At 56.1% G+C, this 16920-nt stretch carries 16 protein-coding genes and 1 riboswitch; of the genes, 5 read left to right on the top strand and 11 right to left on the bottom strand.

The window, feature by feature from the left end; genetic code table 11:
• Position 1: 1 nt before the first annotated feature.
• A complete protein-coding gene (gene moaB / locus WFP70_RS12900) occupies positions 2–517 on the bottom strand; it encodes a molybdenum cofactor biosynthesis protein B (protein WP_034821116.1) in 516 nt (171 codons plus the stop codon).
• 17 nt (positions 518–534) lie between these two features.
• Positions 535–1521 (bottom strand): GTP 3',8-cyclase MoaA, encoded by a 987-nt coding sequence (gene moaA / locus WFP70_RS12895; RefSeq protein ID WP_097117587.1) that lies wholly within the window; start codon positions 1519–1521, stop codon positions 535–537.
• A riboswitch (molybdenum cofactor riboswitch) is annotated at positions 1510–1644 on the bottom strand. It overlaps the preceding gene by 12 nt.
• A gap of 195 nt (positions 1645–1839) precedes the next feature.
• On the opposite strand from moaA, the gene WFP70_RS12890 reads away from it, so the two are divergent.
• Positions 1840–2739 carry a gluconeogenesis factor YvcK family protein gene (locus tag WFP70_RS12890; RefSeq protein WP_034821119.1) on the top strand — a complete coding sequence of 300 codons (900 nt, stop codon included), beginning with the start codon at positions 1840–1842 and terminating at the stop codon, positions 2737–2739.
• 142 nt (positions 2740–2881) lie between these two features.
• On the opposite strand, the gene uvrB is transcribed toward WFP70_RS12890, so the two are convergent.
• Complete coding sequence (uvrB, locus tag WFP70_RS12885; protein WP_034821123.1) at positions 2882–4903, bottom strand: excinuclease ABC subunit UvrB; 2022 nt, start codon at positions 4901–4903, stop codon at positions 2882–2884.
• A gap of 908 nt (positions 4904–5811) precedes the next feature.
• On the opposite strand from uvrB, the gene WFP70_RS12880 reads away from it, so the two are divergent.
• Positions 5812–6528 (top strand): ABC transporter ATP-binding protein, encoded by a 717-nt coding sequence (locus WFP70_RS12880; RefSeq protein ID WP_034821129.1) that lies wholly within the window; start codon positions 5812–5814, stop codon positions 6526–6528.
• A gap of 197 nt (positions 6529–6725) precedes the next feature.
• Here the strand turns inward: WFP70_RS12880 and bioD are convergent, their stop codons facing one another.
• Genes bioD through bioB form a run of 4 tightly spaced genes read right to left on the bottom strand, consistent with a single transcriptional unit; the run spans position 6726 to position 10318 of the window.
• Positions 6726–7400 (bottom strand): dethiobiotin synthase, encoded by a 675-nt coding sequence (bioD, locus tag WFP70_RS12875; RefSeq protein ID WP_058961610.1) that lies wholly within the window; start codon positions 7398–7400, stop codon positions 6726–6728.
• Positions 7397–8152 carry a malonyl-ACP O-methyltransferase BioC gene (bioC, locus tag WFP70_RS12870; RefSeq protein ID WP_337023487.1) on the bottom strand — a complete coding sequence of 252 codons (756 nt, stop codon included), beginning with the start codon at positions 8150–8152 and terminating at the stop codon, positions 7397–7399. The genes bioD and bioC overlap by 4 nt, the downstream gene beginning before the upstream one ends.
• The gene (bioF, locus tag WFP70_RS12865; RefSeq protein ID WP_337023488.1) at positions 8136–9287 is read right to left on the bottom strand and encodes an 8-amino-7-oxononanoate synthase; all 1152 of its coding nucleotides are present in this window, start codon (positions 9285–9287) and stop codon (positions 8136–8138) included. Before bioF ends, bioC begins: the two co-directional genes overlap by 17 nt.
• Positions 9287–10318 (bottom strand): biotin synthase BioB, encoded by a 1032-nt coding sequence (gene bioB, locus WFP70_RS12860; RefSeq protein WP_034821141.1) that lies wholly within the window; start codon positions 10316–10318, stop codon positions 9287–9289. The genes bioF and bioB overlap by 1 nt, the downstream gene beginning before the upstream one ends.
• 87 nt (positions 10319–10405) lie before the next feature.
• Between bioB and bioA the strand changes: the two genes are divergently transcribed.
• A complete protein-coding gene (gene bioA / locus WFP70_RS12855) occupies positions 10406–11698 on the top strand; it encodes an adenosylmethionine--8-amino-7-oxononanoate transaminase (RefSeq protein ID WP_337023489.1) in 1293 nt (430 codons plus the stop codon).
• 70 nt (positions 11699–11768) lie between these two features.
• Complete coding sequence (locus WFP70_RS12850) at positions 11769–12245, top strand: kinase inhibitor (protein WP_337023490.1); 477 nt, start codon at positions 11769–11771, stop codon at positions 12243–12245.
• A 34-nt stretch (positions 12246–12279) separates the two neighbouring features.
• Here the strand turns inward: WFP70_RS12850 and pgl are convergent, their stop codons facing one another.
• Positions 12280–13275, bottom strand: a complete 996-nt coding sequence (pgl, locus tag WFP70_RS12845) for a 6-phosphogluconolactonase (protein WP_160832576.1) — start codon at positions 13273–13275, stop codon at positions 12280–12282.
• A 149-nt stretch (positions 13276–13424) separates the two neighbouring features.
• Here pgl and WFP70_RS12840 point away from each other — a divergent pair, with 149 nt between their 5' ends.
• The gene (locus WFP70_RS12840; RefSeq protein WP_337023491.1) at positions 13425–14243 is read left to right on the top strand and encodes a pyridoxal phosphatase; all 819 of its coding nucleotides are present in this window, start codon (positions 13425–13427) and stop codon (positions 14241–14243) included.
• A gap of 154 nt (positions 14244–14397) precedes the next feature.
• Here the strand turns inward: WFP70_RS12840 and modC are convergent, their stop codons facing one another.
• The 3 genes from modC to modA are packed head-to-tail and all read right to left on the bottom strand — an operon-like array spanning position 14398 to position 16918.
• Complete coding sequence (gene modC / locus WFP70_RS12835; RefSeq protein WP_097117396.1) at positions 14398–15456, bottom strand: molybdenum ABC transporter ATP-binding protein ModC; 1059 nt, start codon at positions 15454–15456, stop codon at positions 14398–14400.
• Complete coding sequence (gene modB / locus WFP70_RS12830; RefSeq protein WP_337023492.1) at positions 15456–16148, bottom strand: molybdate ABC transporter permease subunit; 693 nt, start codon at positions 16146–16148, stop codon at positions 15456–15458. Before modB ends, modC begins: the two co-directional genes overlap by 1 nt.
• Positions 16145–16918 carry a molybdate ABC transporter substrate-binding protein gene (gene modA / locus WFP70_RS12825; protein WP_337023493.1) on the bottom strand — a complete coding sequence of 258 codons (774 nt, stop codon included), beginning with the start codon at positions 16916–16918 and terminating at the stop codon, positions 16145–16147. The genes modB and modA overlap by 4 nt, the downstream gene beginning before the upstream one ends.
• Between the last annotated feature and the right edge of the window lie 2 nt (positions 16919–16920).

Genomic DNA, 16920 nt, shown 5'->3' with positions numbered 1-16920 from the left:
CTTACAACTTCTTCAAATGAGAGACAAAATTACAGGGACGCGTGCGCGCATCCAACTGTTCTTCAATAATGCGTTCCCAACCGCTACGGCAGGCATTGGTTGATCCCGGCACGGCGAAAATCAGCGTCTGGTTCGCCAGCCCGGCCACCGCGCGTGATTGCAGCGTGGAACTGCCAATCTCTTCGTATGAGATCATCCGGAACAGTTCGCCAAAGCCGTCAATTTCACGGTCGAACAGCGGCAGCAGCGCTTCCGGCGTACTGTTTTTGCTGTTAAATCCGGTGCCGCCATTGACGATCACCACCTGCACATCATCACTGGCAATCCAGCGCGACACGGTGGCGCGAATACGGTAACGGTTGTCAGGCACAATCGCGCGATCCACCACCTGATGCCCGGCTTCTGTCAGTGCCTCACGCAAGTAGTCGCCCGAGCTATCATTGCTGGCATCACGGCTGTCCGAGACGGTCATCACCGCCACATTCAAGGCGACAAACTCGCCGGTAGGTTTACCCATGGCTGTAACTCCTGTGTTTAGCCGCCAATGAAAGAGAGGTTTTGTGTGATGCCGGTGTTGCCCTGATGCAGGAAATGCGTCTGCTTTTTCTGCCCGAGACTGTGGGCGATGCGGGCCTGTAGCTCGCCCTGCTGATCGTCGGATGCCAGTAAATCGCGCAGCGAGACGCCGCCGTCGCCGAACAGGCACAGATGAAGATTGCCCATGGCTGACACGCGCAGACGGTTGCAACTGGCGCAGAAATCTTTTTCGTAGGGCATGATCAAACCGACTTCGCCCTGATAGTCAGGATGGCGGAACACCTGCGCCGGACCGTCACTGCGTCCACGCGGCTGAAGCTGCCAACCCTGCATGATCAGCTGATCGCGAATCACCTCACCCGAGATGTGATGACGACGGAACAGATCACCGCCCTCGCCGGTTTCCATCAGTTCGATAAAGCGCAGCTGAATTGGACGGATGCGGATCCAGTCGAGGAAAGTCGCCAGGCTGTGGCTGTTGAGATCGCGCATCAGCACGCTGTTGACTTTGACCTTCTCGAACCCGGCGTCAAACGCGGCATCAATTCCGGCCATCACTTCCGCGAATTTGTCCTGGCCGGTGATGGCGTGAAACTGGCGCGCATCAAGGCTATCGACACTAACGTTAATGTGAGTGAGCCCGGCATCACGCCACGCGCGCACGTCTCGCGCCATTCGGTAACCGTTGGTGGTCATGGCGATCTGGCGAATGGCGGCGTTTTCACGCACTGCTGCGATGATATCGGTGAAGTCGCGGCGCATAGAGGGTTCGCCGCCGGTGAGACGCACTTTTTCCGTGCCCGCGGCCGCAAAGGCACGCGTCACGCGGCGAATCTCGTCCAGCGAGAGGAAACTTTTGTTGTGATTACCGTTCGGTTTATAGCCATCGGGTAAACAGTAGGTACAACGGAAGTTACACACATCCGTGACCGACAGGCGCAGATAGTAGAAGCTGCGCGCATAGGCATCTGTAAATTGTGGCACCTGAACACCTTTCCAAATACGGGAGATGCAGTCATTTCTTTCTGCACCCTGGCAGCGATGCTGCGGCCAGGCATCCATATCGTTATGACTTAGGCATGCAAGGCTTGGGAGTCTGTTGTCATTATGGACAACACGGTTAATTCGAATGGTAGCGCGATTTCTCTCTCGCATCCATCAGTGAATTTCGCTATATATATTGATACATAACGTTTTTTTCACCGCATTTTCGCCGCAGGATACGGTAAAATGCGCGACAGATATTGATACACATCACTTCAACTGCACGACAACCTGCAGTTGTCCGTTAAAAGGAACAGCATGAATCGTACCCTGGCAGATTTGGATCGCGTGGTAGCACTGGGCGGCGGGCACGGCCTGGGTCGTGTGATGTCGGCGCTGGCACCGCTGGGCTCACGCCTGACCGGCATCGTGACCACCACCGATAACGGCGGATCCACCGGACGCATTCGTCGTTCGGAAGGCGGTATTGCCTGGGGAGATATGCGTAATTGCCTGAACCAGTTAATCATGGAACCGAGCGTAGCCTCGGCAATGTTTGAATACCGTTTTGCCGGTAACGGCGAGCTGGCCGGTCACAACCTCGGTAATCTGATGCTCAAAGCGCTCGATCACCTTAGCGTGCGGCCGCTGGAAGCCATCAACATCATTCGCAATCTGCTCAAAGTCGATGCCTTCTTGATTCCGATGTCAGAGCAACCGGTAGACCTGGTGGCGCAGGATTGCGAAGGCAATATGGTGTATGGCGAAACGGCAATTGATGAAATGAAGCTACCGCCGCAAGAGTTGATGCTGCATCCCAATGTCACTCCCACTAAAGAAGCACTGGATGCGATTGCGGAAGCGGATTTAATCCTGATTGGCCCAGGCAGTTTTTACACCAGCCTGATGCCAATTCTGCTGATGGAGGAGATGGCACGCGCGCTGCGCCGTACGCCCGCCACCATGGTGTTTATTGGCAATCTTGGACGTGAGTTAAGCCCGGCCGCCAGCCTGACGGTGGCCGATAAACTGGCGATGATGGAGAAAGCCATTGGCAGGCGAGTGATTGATGCCGTGGTGGTCAGCCCGTCAGCGGACGTCAGCGGCGTGGAAGATCGCCTGATTGTACGCGAACCGCTGGAGGCCGCCGATATTAAGTATCGTCACGACCGCCAGCTGCTGCGGATTGCATTGGAACATGCGATTCAGGCGGTGTGACCTTGCGAAAGTCGTGCGCGTGATTGCGCTCTCTACGCAGAGAGGTATAGAACGCTGCCAGCGTAGGGGCGCTATTCACAGGACATAACGAAAGCTTTCGTCGGGCCGTCATTTGATGACGGCCAAAACCCTCTCGCTTCTATCAGGAGGCGGCGATAAACAACTCGCGCAGCTGGTGCAACTGGTCGCGCACGCTGGCGGCCTCTTCGAACTCCAGATTCTGCGCGTGCTGCTGCATCTGCACTTCCAGCTCGTGAATTTTCTTCTGCATGGCTTGTGGCGTCAGCGCCAGATAATTGGCCTCTTCTTCTGCCGCCACACGTGAGGCGGTTTTGCCCTTACCGCGCGTTTTCACCACGTTTTTGCCCAGCTCAAGAATATCGGTGATTTTCTTGTTGAGGCCCTGCGGCACAATGCCATTCTCTTCGTTGTAACGCTGCTGCTTCTCTCGACGACGTTCGGTTTCGCCCATCGCGCGTTCCATCGAAGGGGTGATCTTATCAGCGTACAGAATCGCCTTACCGTTGATGTTACGCGCCGCACGGCCAATAGTCTGAATCAGAGAGCGTTCGGAACGCAGGAAGCCCTCTTTATCCGCATCGAGGATCGCCACCAGCGACACTTCCGGCATGTCGAGACCTTCGCGCAGTAAGTTGATGCCCACCAGCACATCGAACTCACCGAGACGCAAATCACGAATGATCTCCATACGTTCAACCGTATCGATATCGGAGTGCAGATAGCGCACCTTCTCGCCGTGCTCCACCAGATATTCGGTAAGATCTTCCGCCATGCGTTTGGTCAGCGTAGTGACCAGCACACGTTCATTGATCGCCACGCGTTTGCGAATTTCTGATAGTAAGTCATCCACCTGAGTGGCGACCGGACGCACTTCCAGAATCGGATCCAGTAGCCCGGTGGGACGTACCACCTGATCAATCACTTCGTCACCGGATTTTTCCAGCTCATAGTTACCCGGCGTGGCCGAAACATAGATGGTTTGCGGTGCCAGCGCTTCAAACTCTTCAAAACGCATCGGACGGTTATCCAGCGCCGAAGGCAAGCGGAAGCCATATTCTACCAGCGTCTCTTTACGTGCGCGGTCGCCGCGATACATGCCGCCAATCTGGGGGATGGTGACGTGCGATTCGTCTACCACCAGCAATCCATCGGCGGGCAGGTAGTCAAATAAGGTCGGCGGTGGCTCGCCCGGACCGCGACCCGAGAGATAGCGCGAGTAGTTTTCAATGCCAGAGCAGTAGCCGAGTTCGTTCATCATTTCGAGATCGAACTGGGTACGCTGGCTGATGCGCTGCTCTTCCAGCAGTTTATTGTTCTCCAGCAGCACCTTGCGACGATCCACCAGCTCGACCTTGATCTCTTCCATCGCCTGCAGAATACGTTCGCGTGGCGTCACGTAGTGCGTTTTCGGATAGATGGTGAAACGCGGGATCACGGACTCAATCTGCCCGGTCAATGGATCGAACAGCGACAGACGCTCAACTTCTTCGTCAAACAGTTCGACACGCAAGCCGATGTCGTCGGATTCAGCCGGGAAGATGTCGATCACTTCGCCACGCACGCGGAAGGTGCCACGCTGGAACACCTGATCGTTGCGGGTATACTGCAGTTCCGCCAGACGGCGCAGAATGCTGCGCTGGTCGATAATCATGCCGCGCGTAAGGTGCAGCATCATTTTCAGATAGAGATCGGGATCGCCCAGGCCGTAAATCGCCGAGACCGAGGCCACCACAATCACATCACGGCGCTCCAGCATCGCTTTGGTGGCTGAGAGACGCATCTGTTCAATGTGCTCGTTCACCGCCGCATCCTTCTCAATGAAGGTGTCAGAACTCGGCACATAGGCTTCAGGCTGGTAGTAATCGTAATAAGAGACAAAAAACTCCACGGCGTTATCCGGGAAGAACTCTTTCATCTCACCGTATAACTGCGCCGCCAGCGTTTTGTTCGGTGCCATCACCATCGTCGGGCGATTGAGATCGGCAATCACGTTGGCGATGGTAAAGGTTTTACCCGATCCGGTTACCCCCAGTAGGGTTTGATGTGCGAGACCATCCTCCAGCCCCTCTTCAAGACGACGAATGGCCTCGGGCTGGTCGCCTGAAGGTTTGAAATCAGAGTTGAGTTTGAAGGCTTTACTCATGGTTTTGCGGTTCCTGCAGAAGATGTCAGCGAGCAGGCTGATAATTCTACTCTGCTATGACGAATTTGCCAGAAAAAAATACTGGATATATTTACAGATATCTTGCACGATAACGGGGAAAGCACCTGTCTCGCTTCAGTGCAATTTAAGCGGCAAAAGGCAAAAGCTTGTTGCGCAAGGTTATCCCCAGAGCCGTGACGCTTTTAACATTTGTCAAGAGAGCGTCATTAAATTGCAGTCCGATGACAAGGCAGAAAAATCTCAGGCTTGCTTTTAATTAACCTGCTGATTTTATTGGTAATGAGTTCAAAGCCCAGTTTCGCAGCATAATGTATGCAGGCCGCGTATTTCCTCGCTTCCACGCGGTTTTCAGTCGCTAATGCACAAGGTTATCCACAGTAATAGTGGATAACTGAATCCAGCCCCGAGCCCATCAGCTGTGTATAATTTTCCCCGCTCTTATCCTGGCGTGCGAAATATTTTTTTTTTCGTTTTTTTTCCGCCTGCCTTAAACCGCTTTAACTATCCTTTTGGCAAGTCAAGCACCATTGTTCTCGTAAATACCGTGCCTTAAGACCACTTATTTCTTCAGTGATTGCCTTATCAATGAACAGATGCACCAGAAACGTTAAGCATTCAGCACCGTCAAAGTGCAGTCAGGTTATTACTCAGTGGGATTATTAAGTATTTCTCACCTTTTAAGCCCGCTTTCGCTGGATTCTGACTCAGAATATCCCGTTCCATTAACCTGGCCTGGTAATTGCAGTAATTTAACGATGGAGTGACGAGTCCATACGGCTTGCCTTGCAGGCCATCAACAGCAGTGTCCACCTTAATCGTGCACGACTGTATGCCAGACGACACAGAGCGGGAGCATTCAGGCAAATAATCTGGAAGGAGTATGTCAGATGCTGAGTTTACGTTCGGTGAATCAGTTTTACGGTCACAACCATATCCTGTGGGATGTGGATCTCGATCTGCCGCCCGGCACCTGTACGGGTGTGCTGGGCAGTCCAGGCATGGGCAAAACCACGCTGGTGAACTGCATTATGGGTCGCTTGCCCATTAACAGTGGCTCAATGATCTGGCAGGAAGATGGCTCGCCACCCGAGAATTTGTTGCTGCAGCCCGCCGAACAGCGTGCGCGCATGGGAATTGGCTATGTGCCGCAAGGTCGCCATATCTTTTCGCAGATGAGCGTGGAAGATAATTTAATGATCGCGCTGATGGCCGCTCAGGACGATCGCAGCCGTGCCATTCCTGAAATGGTGTTTGACCTGTTCCCGGCACTCTATTCCTTGCGTCATCAGCGCAGTGGCGAATTGCCGATGGATCAACAGCAGCAGCTGGCACTGGCGCGAGCATTGGTGCTGCAACCTAAACTGCTGATTCTGGATGAGCCGACCGAAGGAATGTCGCCGTGGCTGGAAGAGGAGATGGGCAACCTGATCCGCCGTCTTAATCGCGATTACGGCCTGACCATTTTACTGCTGGAGCAGCATGTCTCCTTCATCCGCCGCGTGGCAGACTATTTCCTGCTGCTTCACCGTGGTCGCAATGTGGCGCAGGGTAAAGTCGCTTTGCTGGATGATGTGACGGTGAATAAGTGGCTGACAGCGACATGATGATGTGGTCGCCATCGATGAACTGCAGCCAAAATGTTGCATCACATTCTGACATTTGAGGTGCTGGTCTATGGCGGCCCTACGGACGAAATGATGTCAGGTGCGCACTGTTGCGTACCTGACATCGAATCGCCATCCATAACGATCCTACGGGCGATATGAAGCAGAGTGCGCATGAATGCGCATCTGAAACAGGCTCATGACTGCGGCAACGTTAAATACTGACCGCACTCGGCCTGTTGTGCTTCGCTGTCCAGATAGGGAATTTCACCGAGGAACGGTGCATCAATACGTTGACGCAGCGTGGCCATGTACTCGGCATGTCGTTTACCTGGCGGCTGAATATCATTGGCAATCCAACCGGCTAACCGCAACCCTCGCGCCTTCACCGCTTCCGCTGTCAGCATCGCGTGGTTAATACAACCTAGCTTCACCCCCACCACCAGAATCACCGGCAGTTGTTCCGCTTCGACCCAGTCAGCATAGGTCTGCGTCTCGGATAATGGCGTAAACCAGCCGCCCGCACCTTCAACCAATACCCATTCTGCCTGCTGCTCCAGCGCGCGCAATCCGGCTGACAGCGCAGAAAACGCAATCGGCCTGCCCTCTTCCGCGCTGACAATATGCGGTGACGTCGGCTCGACAAATGCCAGTGGATTCACCTGCTCATAGCTGAGCGCCAGGCTGCTGTAGCGCTGCAACGCCAGCGCATCACTGTTACGCACGCCCTCTGGGGTGATCTCGCAGCCCGATGCCACGGGCTTGTATCCTGCGGTGCGTAAACCTGCTGCGCTTGCCGCCTGCAACAGTGCGCCACTGGCGACCGTTTTGCCCACTTCGGTATCCGTTCCGGTAATAAACCAGCGTGTCATTTGCTCAAAACTCCGTACATCAAGTGATAACTAAGACGATAACCCTGCGTATCCTGCGGCCAGTGCTGCTCCAGTTGCGTGAGCTGCGAGCGTGTGAGCGGCTGTGCGCCACGGCCGTCGTGCAGATGCGTAGCACCAATGCCTTTCAAAGAACGCATGGCACTCAGCGCGCTGGGGAAATGCAACGTGATAGTCTGCGGCTGGCACTGCGCCGGTAAGCCTGTGAGAGCGGCAGAGAACTGCGCTGGGCTGAGAAAACGATTAGCGTGCTGACGGCCATCTAACCGAGCCCAGGCTTCATGCACTTCATGCAGGGAGCCATCGAGCAAGGTTGAGAACAGCACGCTGCCACCCGGCCGTGTGACGCGCAAAAACTGCTGCAACCCCAGGCGCAGATCGCTGCTCCACTGCACCGCCAGATTGCTCCACACGCCATCGACGCACGCATCCGGCAGCGGCAGATGATCGATATCGCCTTGCAGATAGTGCTGCGCCGAGCACTGCTCACGCGCGGCGTCCAGCATCGCGCTGGAGAGATCCAGCGCCGTCAGTTCGCGTCCACGATCGCGCCAGTAGCGGCTGTACCAACCGGTGCCACAGCCCGCATCCAGCAGATGCGGCCCGAACCCCGCGGGTGCCAGCGCCAGTAGCGCATCGCCGCTTTGTCGTTGCAGCTCGGCATGCTGCTCATAATGCTGTGCGGCACGGCCAAACGCTTTGGCGACCGCCTGCTTGTTAACCTGCAGCGTCATACAGCGCCTCCAGCAGACGATCAATATCGTCGTTATGATGGGCAGCAGTGAGCGTAATGCGCAGCCGCGCCGTGCCCGGCGGCACCGTCGGAGGACGAATGGCGCTAACCCAGCATCCCGCTTGTGCCAGTCGTTGTGACAACGCCAGCGCCGCGCTATTTTCCCCGACGATCAACGGCTGAATAGCACTGGCTGATGGCATCAGTTGCCAGGGCAAATCAGCGGCACCCGCCCGGAATCGCGCAATATGACTATTCAGCCGCTCACGCAGTTCATCGCCCTGCTGGATCTGGTGCAGCGCCGCCAGCAGCGCACAACACTGTGCCGGTGGCATCGCGGTGGAGTAGATGAGATGGCGAGAGAACTGCTCGACGTAATCCGCTGTGGCATCGTCACACAGCAGCGCTGCACCGCTGACGCCAAAGCCCTTGCCAAACGTGACAATCAGCAATTCCGGTTTCACGCCCTGCTGCCAGCAACTGCCGCGCCCCTGCTCACCGTGCACGCCAATACCGTGCGCATCATCCACCAGCAGCCAGCCGTTGGCGCGGCGCGTCTCTTCAGCAAGGGCAGCGAGCGGTGCGCTGTCACCATCCATGCTGAATACGCCTTCGGTCACCACCAGCGTACCGCCTTCCGACGGGCTAGCCAGCAGTTTTGCCAGACTCTCCGGCTGGTTGTGCGCAAAGCGGCGTAATGTGGCGGGACTGTGGCTGGCAGCATCCAGTAATGAAGCATGCGCCAGCTTATCAGCAAGAATGCGATCCTGCTTTTCAGCCAGCAGGTGGATCACCGCCTGGTTGGCGGCAAAGCCAGAGATAAACAGCAGCGCACGCTTGTAACCCAGCCAGTCAGCCAGTTGCTCTTCTAACTGCGCATGATGACGGCTATAGCCCGTCACATGACCCGACGCGCCCGCTCCCGCACCCGCCTCTGCTGCGCCCTGTTGCCAGGCCGCAATCACCGCTGGATGCTGGCTCAGCCCGAGATAATCATTGCTGGAGAAGTGACGGTATGAACGCCCCTCCAGGGTTATCTCGCGCACGCTGTTGTGTTCAACCCGGCGTCGCAGACGCCAGCCATCGGCATCACGTCGCGCCGCCAGCGCCTGTTCGATGCGAGATGACCAGCCCATCACACCGCCGCGTTGTAGAACTGCTCGGTATCAGCGTGCACCAGCTGCTCACTGAGCTGATACTGCTGTTCGTTATCACCGGCGGTAGTGGCGGTATGTTCTGGATTCAGGCCCAGCTTGCGGAACAGAATCAGATCTTTGTCCTCTTCCGGGTTTGGCGTGGTCAGCAGCTTGCAGCCGTAGAAAATCGAGTTAGCACCGGCCATAAAGCACATCGCCTGCGTCTGTTCGCTCATCTGCTCACGACCCGCGGACAGGCGGACGTGTGACGATGGCATCATGATACGCGCCACGGCGATAGTGCGGATAAAGTCGAACGGCTCAACGTCATCGTTATCGGCCAGTGGCGTGCCTTTCACCTTCACCAGCATGTTGATCGGCACGCTTTCTGGCGGGGTCGGCAGGTTCGCTAGCTGCACCAGCAAGCCGGCACGATCTTTCACGGTTTCACCCAGGCCGACGATGCCGCCAGAGCAGACTTTGATACCTGCGCCGCGCACTTTATCCAGCGTATCCAGGCGTTCCTGATAGCTGCGGGTGGTGATGATGCTGCCGTAGAATTCCGGCGAGGTATCGAGGTTGTGGTTGTAGAAATCCAGCCCGGCGCTGGCCAAACGCTCCGCCTGGGTGTTATCCAGCGTGCCCAGCGTCATGCAGGTTTCCATGCCCATGGCTTTAACGCCCTGCACCATCTGCTCCAGATACGGCATGTCGCGTTCGTGCGGGTTTTTCCACGCAGCGCCCATACAGAAGCGGCTCGATCCTGCCGCTTTGGCTTTACGCGCCGATTCCAGCACCGCTTCCACTTCCATCAGCCGCTCGGACTCCAGCCCGGTTTTGTAGCGCGCACTCTGCGGGCAATATTTACAGTCTTCCGGGCAGGCACCGGTTTTGATCGACAGCAGCGTACTGACCTGCACCTGGCGCGGGTCAAAATGTTGACGGTGAACTTGCTGCGCTTCGAACATCAGCTCAAGGAAAGGTTTATCGAACAGAGCCTGGGCTTGTGTCAGTGTCCAGCGGTTTGCCATTGCTTACTCCAAAAAAAGGGGTTCATCCCGACGATTAACGTGGTTATACTTGTAAACTAAATCTTTTCAAAATGGTTTACAAGATCGATGTTCACCCAAGACGACCTCAACTTTGACCGCCAGCATATCTGGCATCCTTACACGTCAATGCGCGATCCCCTGCCCTGTTATCCGGTGGTCGCGGCGCACGGTTGCCAGCTCCAGCTGGCCGATGGACGCGAACTGGTCGACGGTATGTCGTCGTGGTGGGCAGCGATTCATGGCTATAACCACCCTCGTCTCAACAAGGCGCTGACGCAGCAAATGGCGCAGATGTCACACGTGATGTTTGGTGGCATTACTCATCCGGCGGCGGTGGCGTTAAGCCGCCAACTGGTCGAGATGACCCCGGAAGCGCTGGAGTGCGTGTTCCTTGCCGATTCGGGGTCGATTGCCGTCGAAGTGTCGATGAAAATGGCGTTGCAGTACTGGCTGGGGCGCGGTGAAACGCGACAAAAATTCCTGACGTTAAAACGTGGCTACCACGGCGATACTTTTGCCGCGATGTCGGTGTGCGATCCGGAAAATTCGATGCACAGTCTGTGGCGCGGCTATCTGCCCGAGCATCTGTTTGCCGCTGCGCCGCAGTGCGCTTTTGATGACGAGTGGAACGATACGGACTTCGCTGATTTCGCCCGGTTAGCCGAGACGCACCATCGCGACATTGCCGCGGTGATCCTTGAACCGATTGTGCAAGGCGCAGGCGGTATGCGTTTCTATCACCCGCGCTACCTGCAACAGGTGCGTGAGCTGTGCGACCGCTACGGTATCCTGCTGATTGCCGATGAAATCGCCACCGGCTTTGGCCGCAGCGGCAAGCTGTTTGCCTGTGAACACGCCGGGATTACGCCAGATATTCTCTGCCTCGGTAAAGCGCTGACCGGCGGCACCATGACGCTCTCCGCCACGTTGACCACGCGCGAAGTGGCCGACACCATTAGCCGCAGTGCGGCAGGTTGCTTTATGCATGGCCCGACCTTTATGGGCAATCCGCTGGCCTCTGCGGTGGCTGTTGAAAGCCTGACGATGATCAACGAGGGACTCTGGCCTGCGCAGGTGGCAGCCATTGAACAGCAACTGCGTCGTGAGTTGCTGCCGTTGCGTGAGCATCATGCGGTGGTGGATGCACGCGTGCTGGGCGCGATTGGTGTGATTGAAACGCGTTCACCGGTGAACATGGCGGCGCTGCAGCAATTCTTTGTCGAACGTGGCGTGTGGATCCGTCCGTTCGGCAAGCTGATCTATCTGATGCCACCTTATCTGATTTCTGCCGCAGAGCTGGCGCAGTTAACCCAGGCGGTGCGCGCAGCGTTGGACGTTGAGACACATTTCCTGCCCTAAGCGAACTGGAAGTGCTGCGCGTTTTCCACCATGATGGAGAGCACACTGCACAACGGAAAAAGGAGAAGTCATGCGCGTAGTTAGCCAGGATTTTAAAGACGGCGATAAAATGCCCGAACGTCACGTTTTCGATGGGATGGGACGTCAGGGTGACAATCTGTCTCCCCATCTGGCGTGGGATGAGGTGCCTGCAGGGACGAAAAGCTTTGTGGTGACCTGCTTTGATCCGGATGCCCCCACCGGTTCTGGCTGGTGGCACTGGGTCGTGGCAAATATTCCGGCTGACGTCACCGAGCTGCCACAAGGTTCCGGTTCAGGCGTGGTCGAGCTGCCGCAGGGTGCGATTCAAACCCGTACCGACTTCGGTCAAACCGGTTACGGTGGCGCAGCACCACCACAGGGTGATCCGCATCGCTATATCTTTACTGTGCACGCGATGGACACCGATAAGATTGATGTCGACGCCGGCGCGAGCGGCGCCATGGTCGGCTTTAATGTGCACTTCCATGCACTGGCAAGCGCGTCGATCACAGTTCTGTATTCTTAAAATGAGAACGGCGCCGAATGGCGCCGTTTTATCATCAATCCAGGGTGTGAATCACCACCCACATCGGGCCTTGTCCCACCGCGTAACGCGCCAGCGGTTGCAACAGACCGCGATCGGCAATCTTGTAGACTTCGATATGGTGCGACTTCTGTCCTGCCGCCACCAGATACTGACCGCTGTTATCAATATTGAAGCCGCGCGGCTGGGTTTCGGTTGGCTGATAACCTTCAATCGCCAGCACTGAACCATCTTCGCTGATGCTAAATGCAGTAAGGGTGCTGCTGGTGCGATCACAGGCGTAGAGGAAACGGCCGTCTGGCGTGATATGGATATCGGCCGCCCAGCGCGTGTCGCTGAAATCTTTTGGCATCATATCCAGACTCTGCACACGCTCAACCTGACCATGCACGTTGTTCAGTGCCCACACATCCACTGTGCTATCAAGTTCATTGACTACATAGCCGTACGCGCCATTTGGATGAAATGCCATATGGCGCGGACCCGCACCTTCAACCGTGGTAACCTGTGCTTGCTCGCGCGGTGCCAGAGTGCCATCGGCGTTAAGCTGGAACAGGCAGATACGATCCTGCTTCAGTGCTGGCACAAACAGCGTTTGGTTGCTGAGATCGATATTGGCTGAATGGCAGCCATCCATGCCGCCAATCACCTGGCTTGGGGCTTGCGGTAAACCGTCGCTGTCGATCGGGCTGATGCTGACGCATGCATCATTGTAAGAACCGCAGAACAGGAATTTACCCTGGCGATCGGTCGAAATATGCGTTGGGCTGCCCGGCAGTGGCGCTTCACCCGCCAGACTCAGAGAACCGTCGGCCGCAATGCGATACGCTAATACGCGAAAATTCGGACGAACACCGACATAGAGGAAATCTTTCTTCGGGCTCACCACCATCGGCTGCACCTGACCGGCCACATCCGTGACCTGCAATAACGTCAGTGCGCCATCTTCCTGCAACTGCCACGCATGGATCTGCTGGCTCTCGGGACTGGCGGTATACACGACTTGTTTCATGCGTTTTTCCTTATTCGCTGCCTGATGAAAGGGATAACTGTAGCGCGTTTCATTTTGCCGCGCTGGATTCATTTGTGCCCTGTTTTTTGTCTCAGGGCCGCTGCCGGGTGTAGACTCAATGCTTTGCTAACTCCCGGACGGAAAGTGTAATGAGCTACCGCGTAATCGCCCTTGACCTTGACGGCACCCTGCTGACCCCCACAAAAACCATTTTGCCTGAATCGATCGAAGCTTTAGCCCGCGCACAACAGGCGGGGGTCAAAGTGCTGATTGTGACCGGTCGCCACCACTGCGCCATTCATCCTTTTTATCAGGCGCTGCAGTTGGATACACCCGCAATCTGCTGTAACGGCACCTACTTGTACGATTATCAGGCGAAAAAGGTATTGGCTTCCGATCCGCTGGAAAAAAGCCAGGCGAGCCGCGTGATTGAGATGCTCGATCAGGAGAACATTCACGGCCTGCTGTATGTCGATGATGCCATGCTGTATCAGGAGCCGACAGGCCATGTGACCCGCACCCTGAACTGGGCACAATCCCTGCCGGAAGCGCAGCGTCCTCTGTTCCTGCAGGTGCCAAGCCTGGCGCAGGCGGCGCTGGATGCGCAATCAATCTGGAAGTTCGCTCTTTCCCACCCTGACACCCGTGCATTGCAGCAGTTCGCTGAACGCACTGAAGCCGAACTCGGCCTGGCGTGTGAGTGGTCATGGCACGATCAGGTGGATATCGCTCAGGCGGGCAACAGCAAAAGCAAGCGTCTGGCACAGTGGGTAGAGAGCCAGGGCTTCAGCATGCAGGATGTGCTGGCGTTCGGCGATAACTACAACGATCTCAGTATGCTGGAGCAGGTCGGTTTAGGCGTGGCGATGGGCAATGCTGATGAGGCGATTAAAGCGCGCAGCAAAAAGGTGATTGGCACCAATCTGGAGCCAGGTATTGCCGAAGTGATTTATCAGGAAGTCCTGTAAGCACAGGATGTTCGCGGTGCGCATCACGGCGCACCTTGCGAATGCTTAAGGTGCGGCCGCTGCTGCACCTTATCGTTAATAATGATGGTCACACCGGGTGCTTTCATCCGCACATCGCACACATTTTGTCTGATCGCCCTTGATGACCCTAAGGTCAAGCCGTGATCGCCACACTCTTAATTTGCGCATACAGCCATTGATCGGGCCGGATCCCCAACTCGTCGCGCGCCCAGGGGGAAATTCGCGCCCACAGTTCGCTAATGCCAATACGCAGCTTCACTTCCACCTGATCGTCAATCTCTAATAACTCGACCACCTGAGCTGGCAAAATATTGCGCACCGAGGTGTTTTGTGGCGGCTGTAAGGCCAGTGACACATCACCGGACGCGATACGAATACGTAGTGCGGTTTTCAGCGGCTGGTTAACACGGCTTACCCAGATATGCTGATCCCCCAAAGAGAGTGCCGTCATCGGGTAATCGGGATGCTGCTCCAGAACCTGCACTCTGAGCACGCTGCTGCGATCGGCTATCGGCAGCCACGGGCGCATGGCTGCACTACTCCACACCTTCTCCAGCGAGCCAAAGGCTTTGACCTTGCCGTTGTCGAGCACCAGCACGTTGTCCGCCAGTTGCAGAATTTCATCCAGGCTGTGCGAGACATAAAGAATCGGAATATCGACCTGTTTCGCCAGCTTTTGCAAATATGGCATCAATTCGCGTTTGCGTGGCAGATCCAGCGACGCCAGCGGCTCATCCATCAATAAGATGTCGGGCGCGGTAAGCAGTGCACGGCCAATCGCCACGCGCTGTTTCTCGCCGCCTGACAACGAGGCCGGAAAACGGCTCAGCAGGGGCTCGAGGCCCAGTAATGCCACCAGCGCGTTAAACTGCGGCTTCATGGCAGCTGCCATGCCATATTGCAAATTGCCGCGCACCCGATAGTGCGGAAACAGCCGAGCGTCCTGGAACACATAGCCAACGCGGCGTTTTTCCGGCGGCAGATTGACCTGCGTCGCCGAATCAAACAGCAGACGATCGTTGAGCTGAATCTGGCCGCTTTGCGGCTGTGTCAAACCGCCAATCGCGTTGATCAGCGACGTTTTGCCCGCACCGGATACACCAAAAACAGCCGTAATGCCGCTGCCGGGAACCTGCACGTTGACGTCCAGTTGGTGATCGCCCAGCAACTGGGAAATATTGAGATTAAGCATCAGGCTGCCCCCAGCCGCTTACGGCCCCAACGTGCCAACAGCTCAGAGGCCACCAGCGATAACAGCGCCAAGGCAATGGCCACCGCACACAAGCGTGCGGCAGTGCCTTCTGCGCCGGGGGTTTCAATCAGGGTGAACATCGCCGAGGGAATGGTGCGCGTCTCGCCGGGGATATTCGAAACGAAAGTGATGGTGGCGCCAAACTCACCCAGTGAACGGGCGAAAGCGAGAACGGTGCCGACAATGATGCCCGGGAGCGTGAGCGGCAAGGTGATAGTGAAGAACACGCGCCAGCGACCGGCACCGAGCGTGCGTGCTGCCTGTTCCAGTTTGGTATCCACCGCTTCCAGTGCCAGACGAATCGCCCGCACCATTAGCGGAAAAGCCATCACGGCCGAAGCCAGTACTGCCCCATGCCAGCTAAAGGCCAGGGTGAAACCGAACCAGTCGTATAGCCACTCGCCGATGAATCCACGTCGGCCCAGTGCAATCAGCAACAGATATCCCACCACCACCGGTGGCAATACCAGCGGCAAATGGATAAGACTGTCGAGTAAGGTTTTACCTGGAAACCGGCAACGTGCCAGAATCCAGGCCATCATGATGCCAAACGGCAAACTAAACAGCACCGCTACGCTGGAGACTTTTAAGCTGAGAAACACGGCCTGCCATTCGGGATCACTGAGTATCATTTCTTCGGCGCAAATCCATACTGTTTAAACACAGCAGCGGCGTCCGGCCCCTGCAAATATTTGTAGAAGGCTTCAACCGTTGCGTTCTGATGATCTTTTACCACCGCCATCGGATATTCCACTGGCTTGTGGCTATCGTCCGGGAAGCGTCCTACTACCTGCACTTTGTCACTGGCAACCGCATCAGAACCGTACACGATGCCATACGGTGATTCATTGCGTTCGACCAGCGCCAATGCGGCACGGACGTTGTTAGCCGGTGCAAGCTGCGGCGACACCGTATCCCACGCGCCTAGCTTTTGCAGCGCTTCTTTGGCATAAATCCCGGCCGGGACATGATCCGGATCGCCCACCGCCAGACGTTCGCCTTTCAGCAAACTTTTCCAGTCAGTTTTTGCATTGATAGTGACCGCTTTTGCGCTGTCGCTTTTCGGTGCCACTAATACTAAATCATTGCCCAGCAACGTGTAGCGGGTGTTCTCTACCACACTCTTTTTATCCACCGCATAGTCCATCCACTGCTGATCAGCAGAGATAAACAGATCGGCCGGCGCGCCCTGTTCAATCTGGCGTGCCAGAGTGGATGAAGAGGCGAAGGACGATACCACTTCAACGCCGCTCTTTTTCTGATATTGCGTGGCAATATCCTGCATCGCATTGGTTAACGATGCCGCAGCAAACACGGTGATTTTCTCTGCCGCCACGGCGTGACCGCCCATGGAAACAGTGAGTACGGTAACAGCAGCCCAGCGGTAATTGATTTTCAGCATTT

Origin of the sequence: Pantoea sp. USMM079, assembly GCF_037153115.1 — a bacterium.
Classification (GTDB): domain Bacteria; phylum Pseudomonadota; class Gammaproteobacteria; order Enterobacterales; family Enterobacteriaceae; genus Pantoea; species Pantoea communis.
This window is presented reverse-complemented; position numbering and strand designations above follow the sequence as displayed.

Excerpts from the sequence above, each read along its gene's own strand:
- moaB (WP_034821116.1), bottom strand. The coding sequence starts at position 517 with ATGGGTAAACCTACCGGCGAGTTTGTCGCCTTGAATGTGGCGGTGATG.
- WFP70_RS12890 (WP_034821119.1), top strand. The coding sequence starts at position 1,840 with ATGAATCGTACCCTGGCAGATTTGGATCGCGTGGTAGCACTGGGCGGC.
- uvrB (WP_034821123.1), bottom strand. The coding sequence starts at position 4,903 with ATGAGTAAAGCCTTCAAACTCAACTCTGATTTCAAACCTTCAGGCGAC.
- WFP70_RS12880 (WP_034821129.1), top strand. The coding sequence starts at position 5,812 with ATGCTGAGTTTACGTTCGGTGAATCAGTTTTACGGTCACAACCATATC.
- bioD (WP_058961610.1), bottom strand. The coding sequence starts at position 7,400 with ATGACACGCTGGTTTATTACCGGAACGGATACCGAAGTGGGCAAAACG.
- bioC (WP_337023487.1), bottom strand. The coding sequence starts at position 8,152 with ATGACGCTGCAGGTTAACAAGCAGGCGGTCGCCAAAGCGTTTGGCCGT.
- bioF (WP_337023488.1), bottom strand. The coding sequence starts at position 9,287 with ATGGGCTGGTCATCTCGCATCGAACAGGCGCTGGCGGCGCGACGTGAT.
- bioB (WP_034821141.1), bottom strand. The coding sequence starts at position 10,318 with ATGGCAAACCGCTGGACACTGACACAAGCCCAGGCTCTGTTCGATAAA.
- bioA (WP_337023489.1), top strand. The coding sequence starts at position 10,406 with ATGTTCACCCAAGACGACCTCAACTTTGACCGCCAGCATATCTGGCAT.
- WFP70_RS12850 (WP_337023490.1), top strand. The coding sequence starts at position 11,769 with ATGCGCGTAGTTAGCCAGGATTTTAAAGACGGCGATAAAATGCCCGAA.
- pgl (WP_160832576.1), bottom strand. The coding sequence starts at position 13,275 with ATGAAACAAGTCGTGTATACCGCCAGTCCCGAGAGCCAGCAGATCCAT.
- WFP70_RS12840 (WP_337023491.1), top strand. The coding sequence starts at position 13,425 with ATGAGCTACCGCGTAATCGCCCTTGACCTTGACGGCACCCTGCTGACC.
- modC (WP_097117396.1), bottom strand. The coding sequence starts at position 15,456 with ATGCTTAATCTCAATATTTCCCAGTTGCTGGGCGATCACCAACTGGAC.
- modB (WP_337023492.1), bottom strand. The coding sequence starts at position 16,148 with ATGATACTCAGTGATCCCGAATGGCAGGCCGTGTTTCTCAGCTTAAAA.
- modA (WP_337023493.1), bottom strand. The coding sequence starts at position 16,918 with ATGCTGAAAATCAATTACCGCTGGGCTGCTGTTACCGTACTCACTGTT.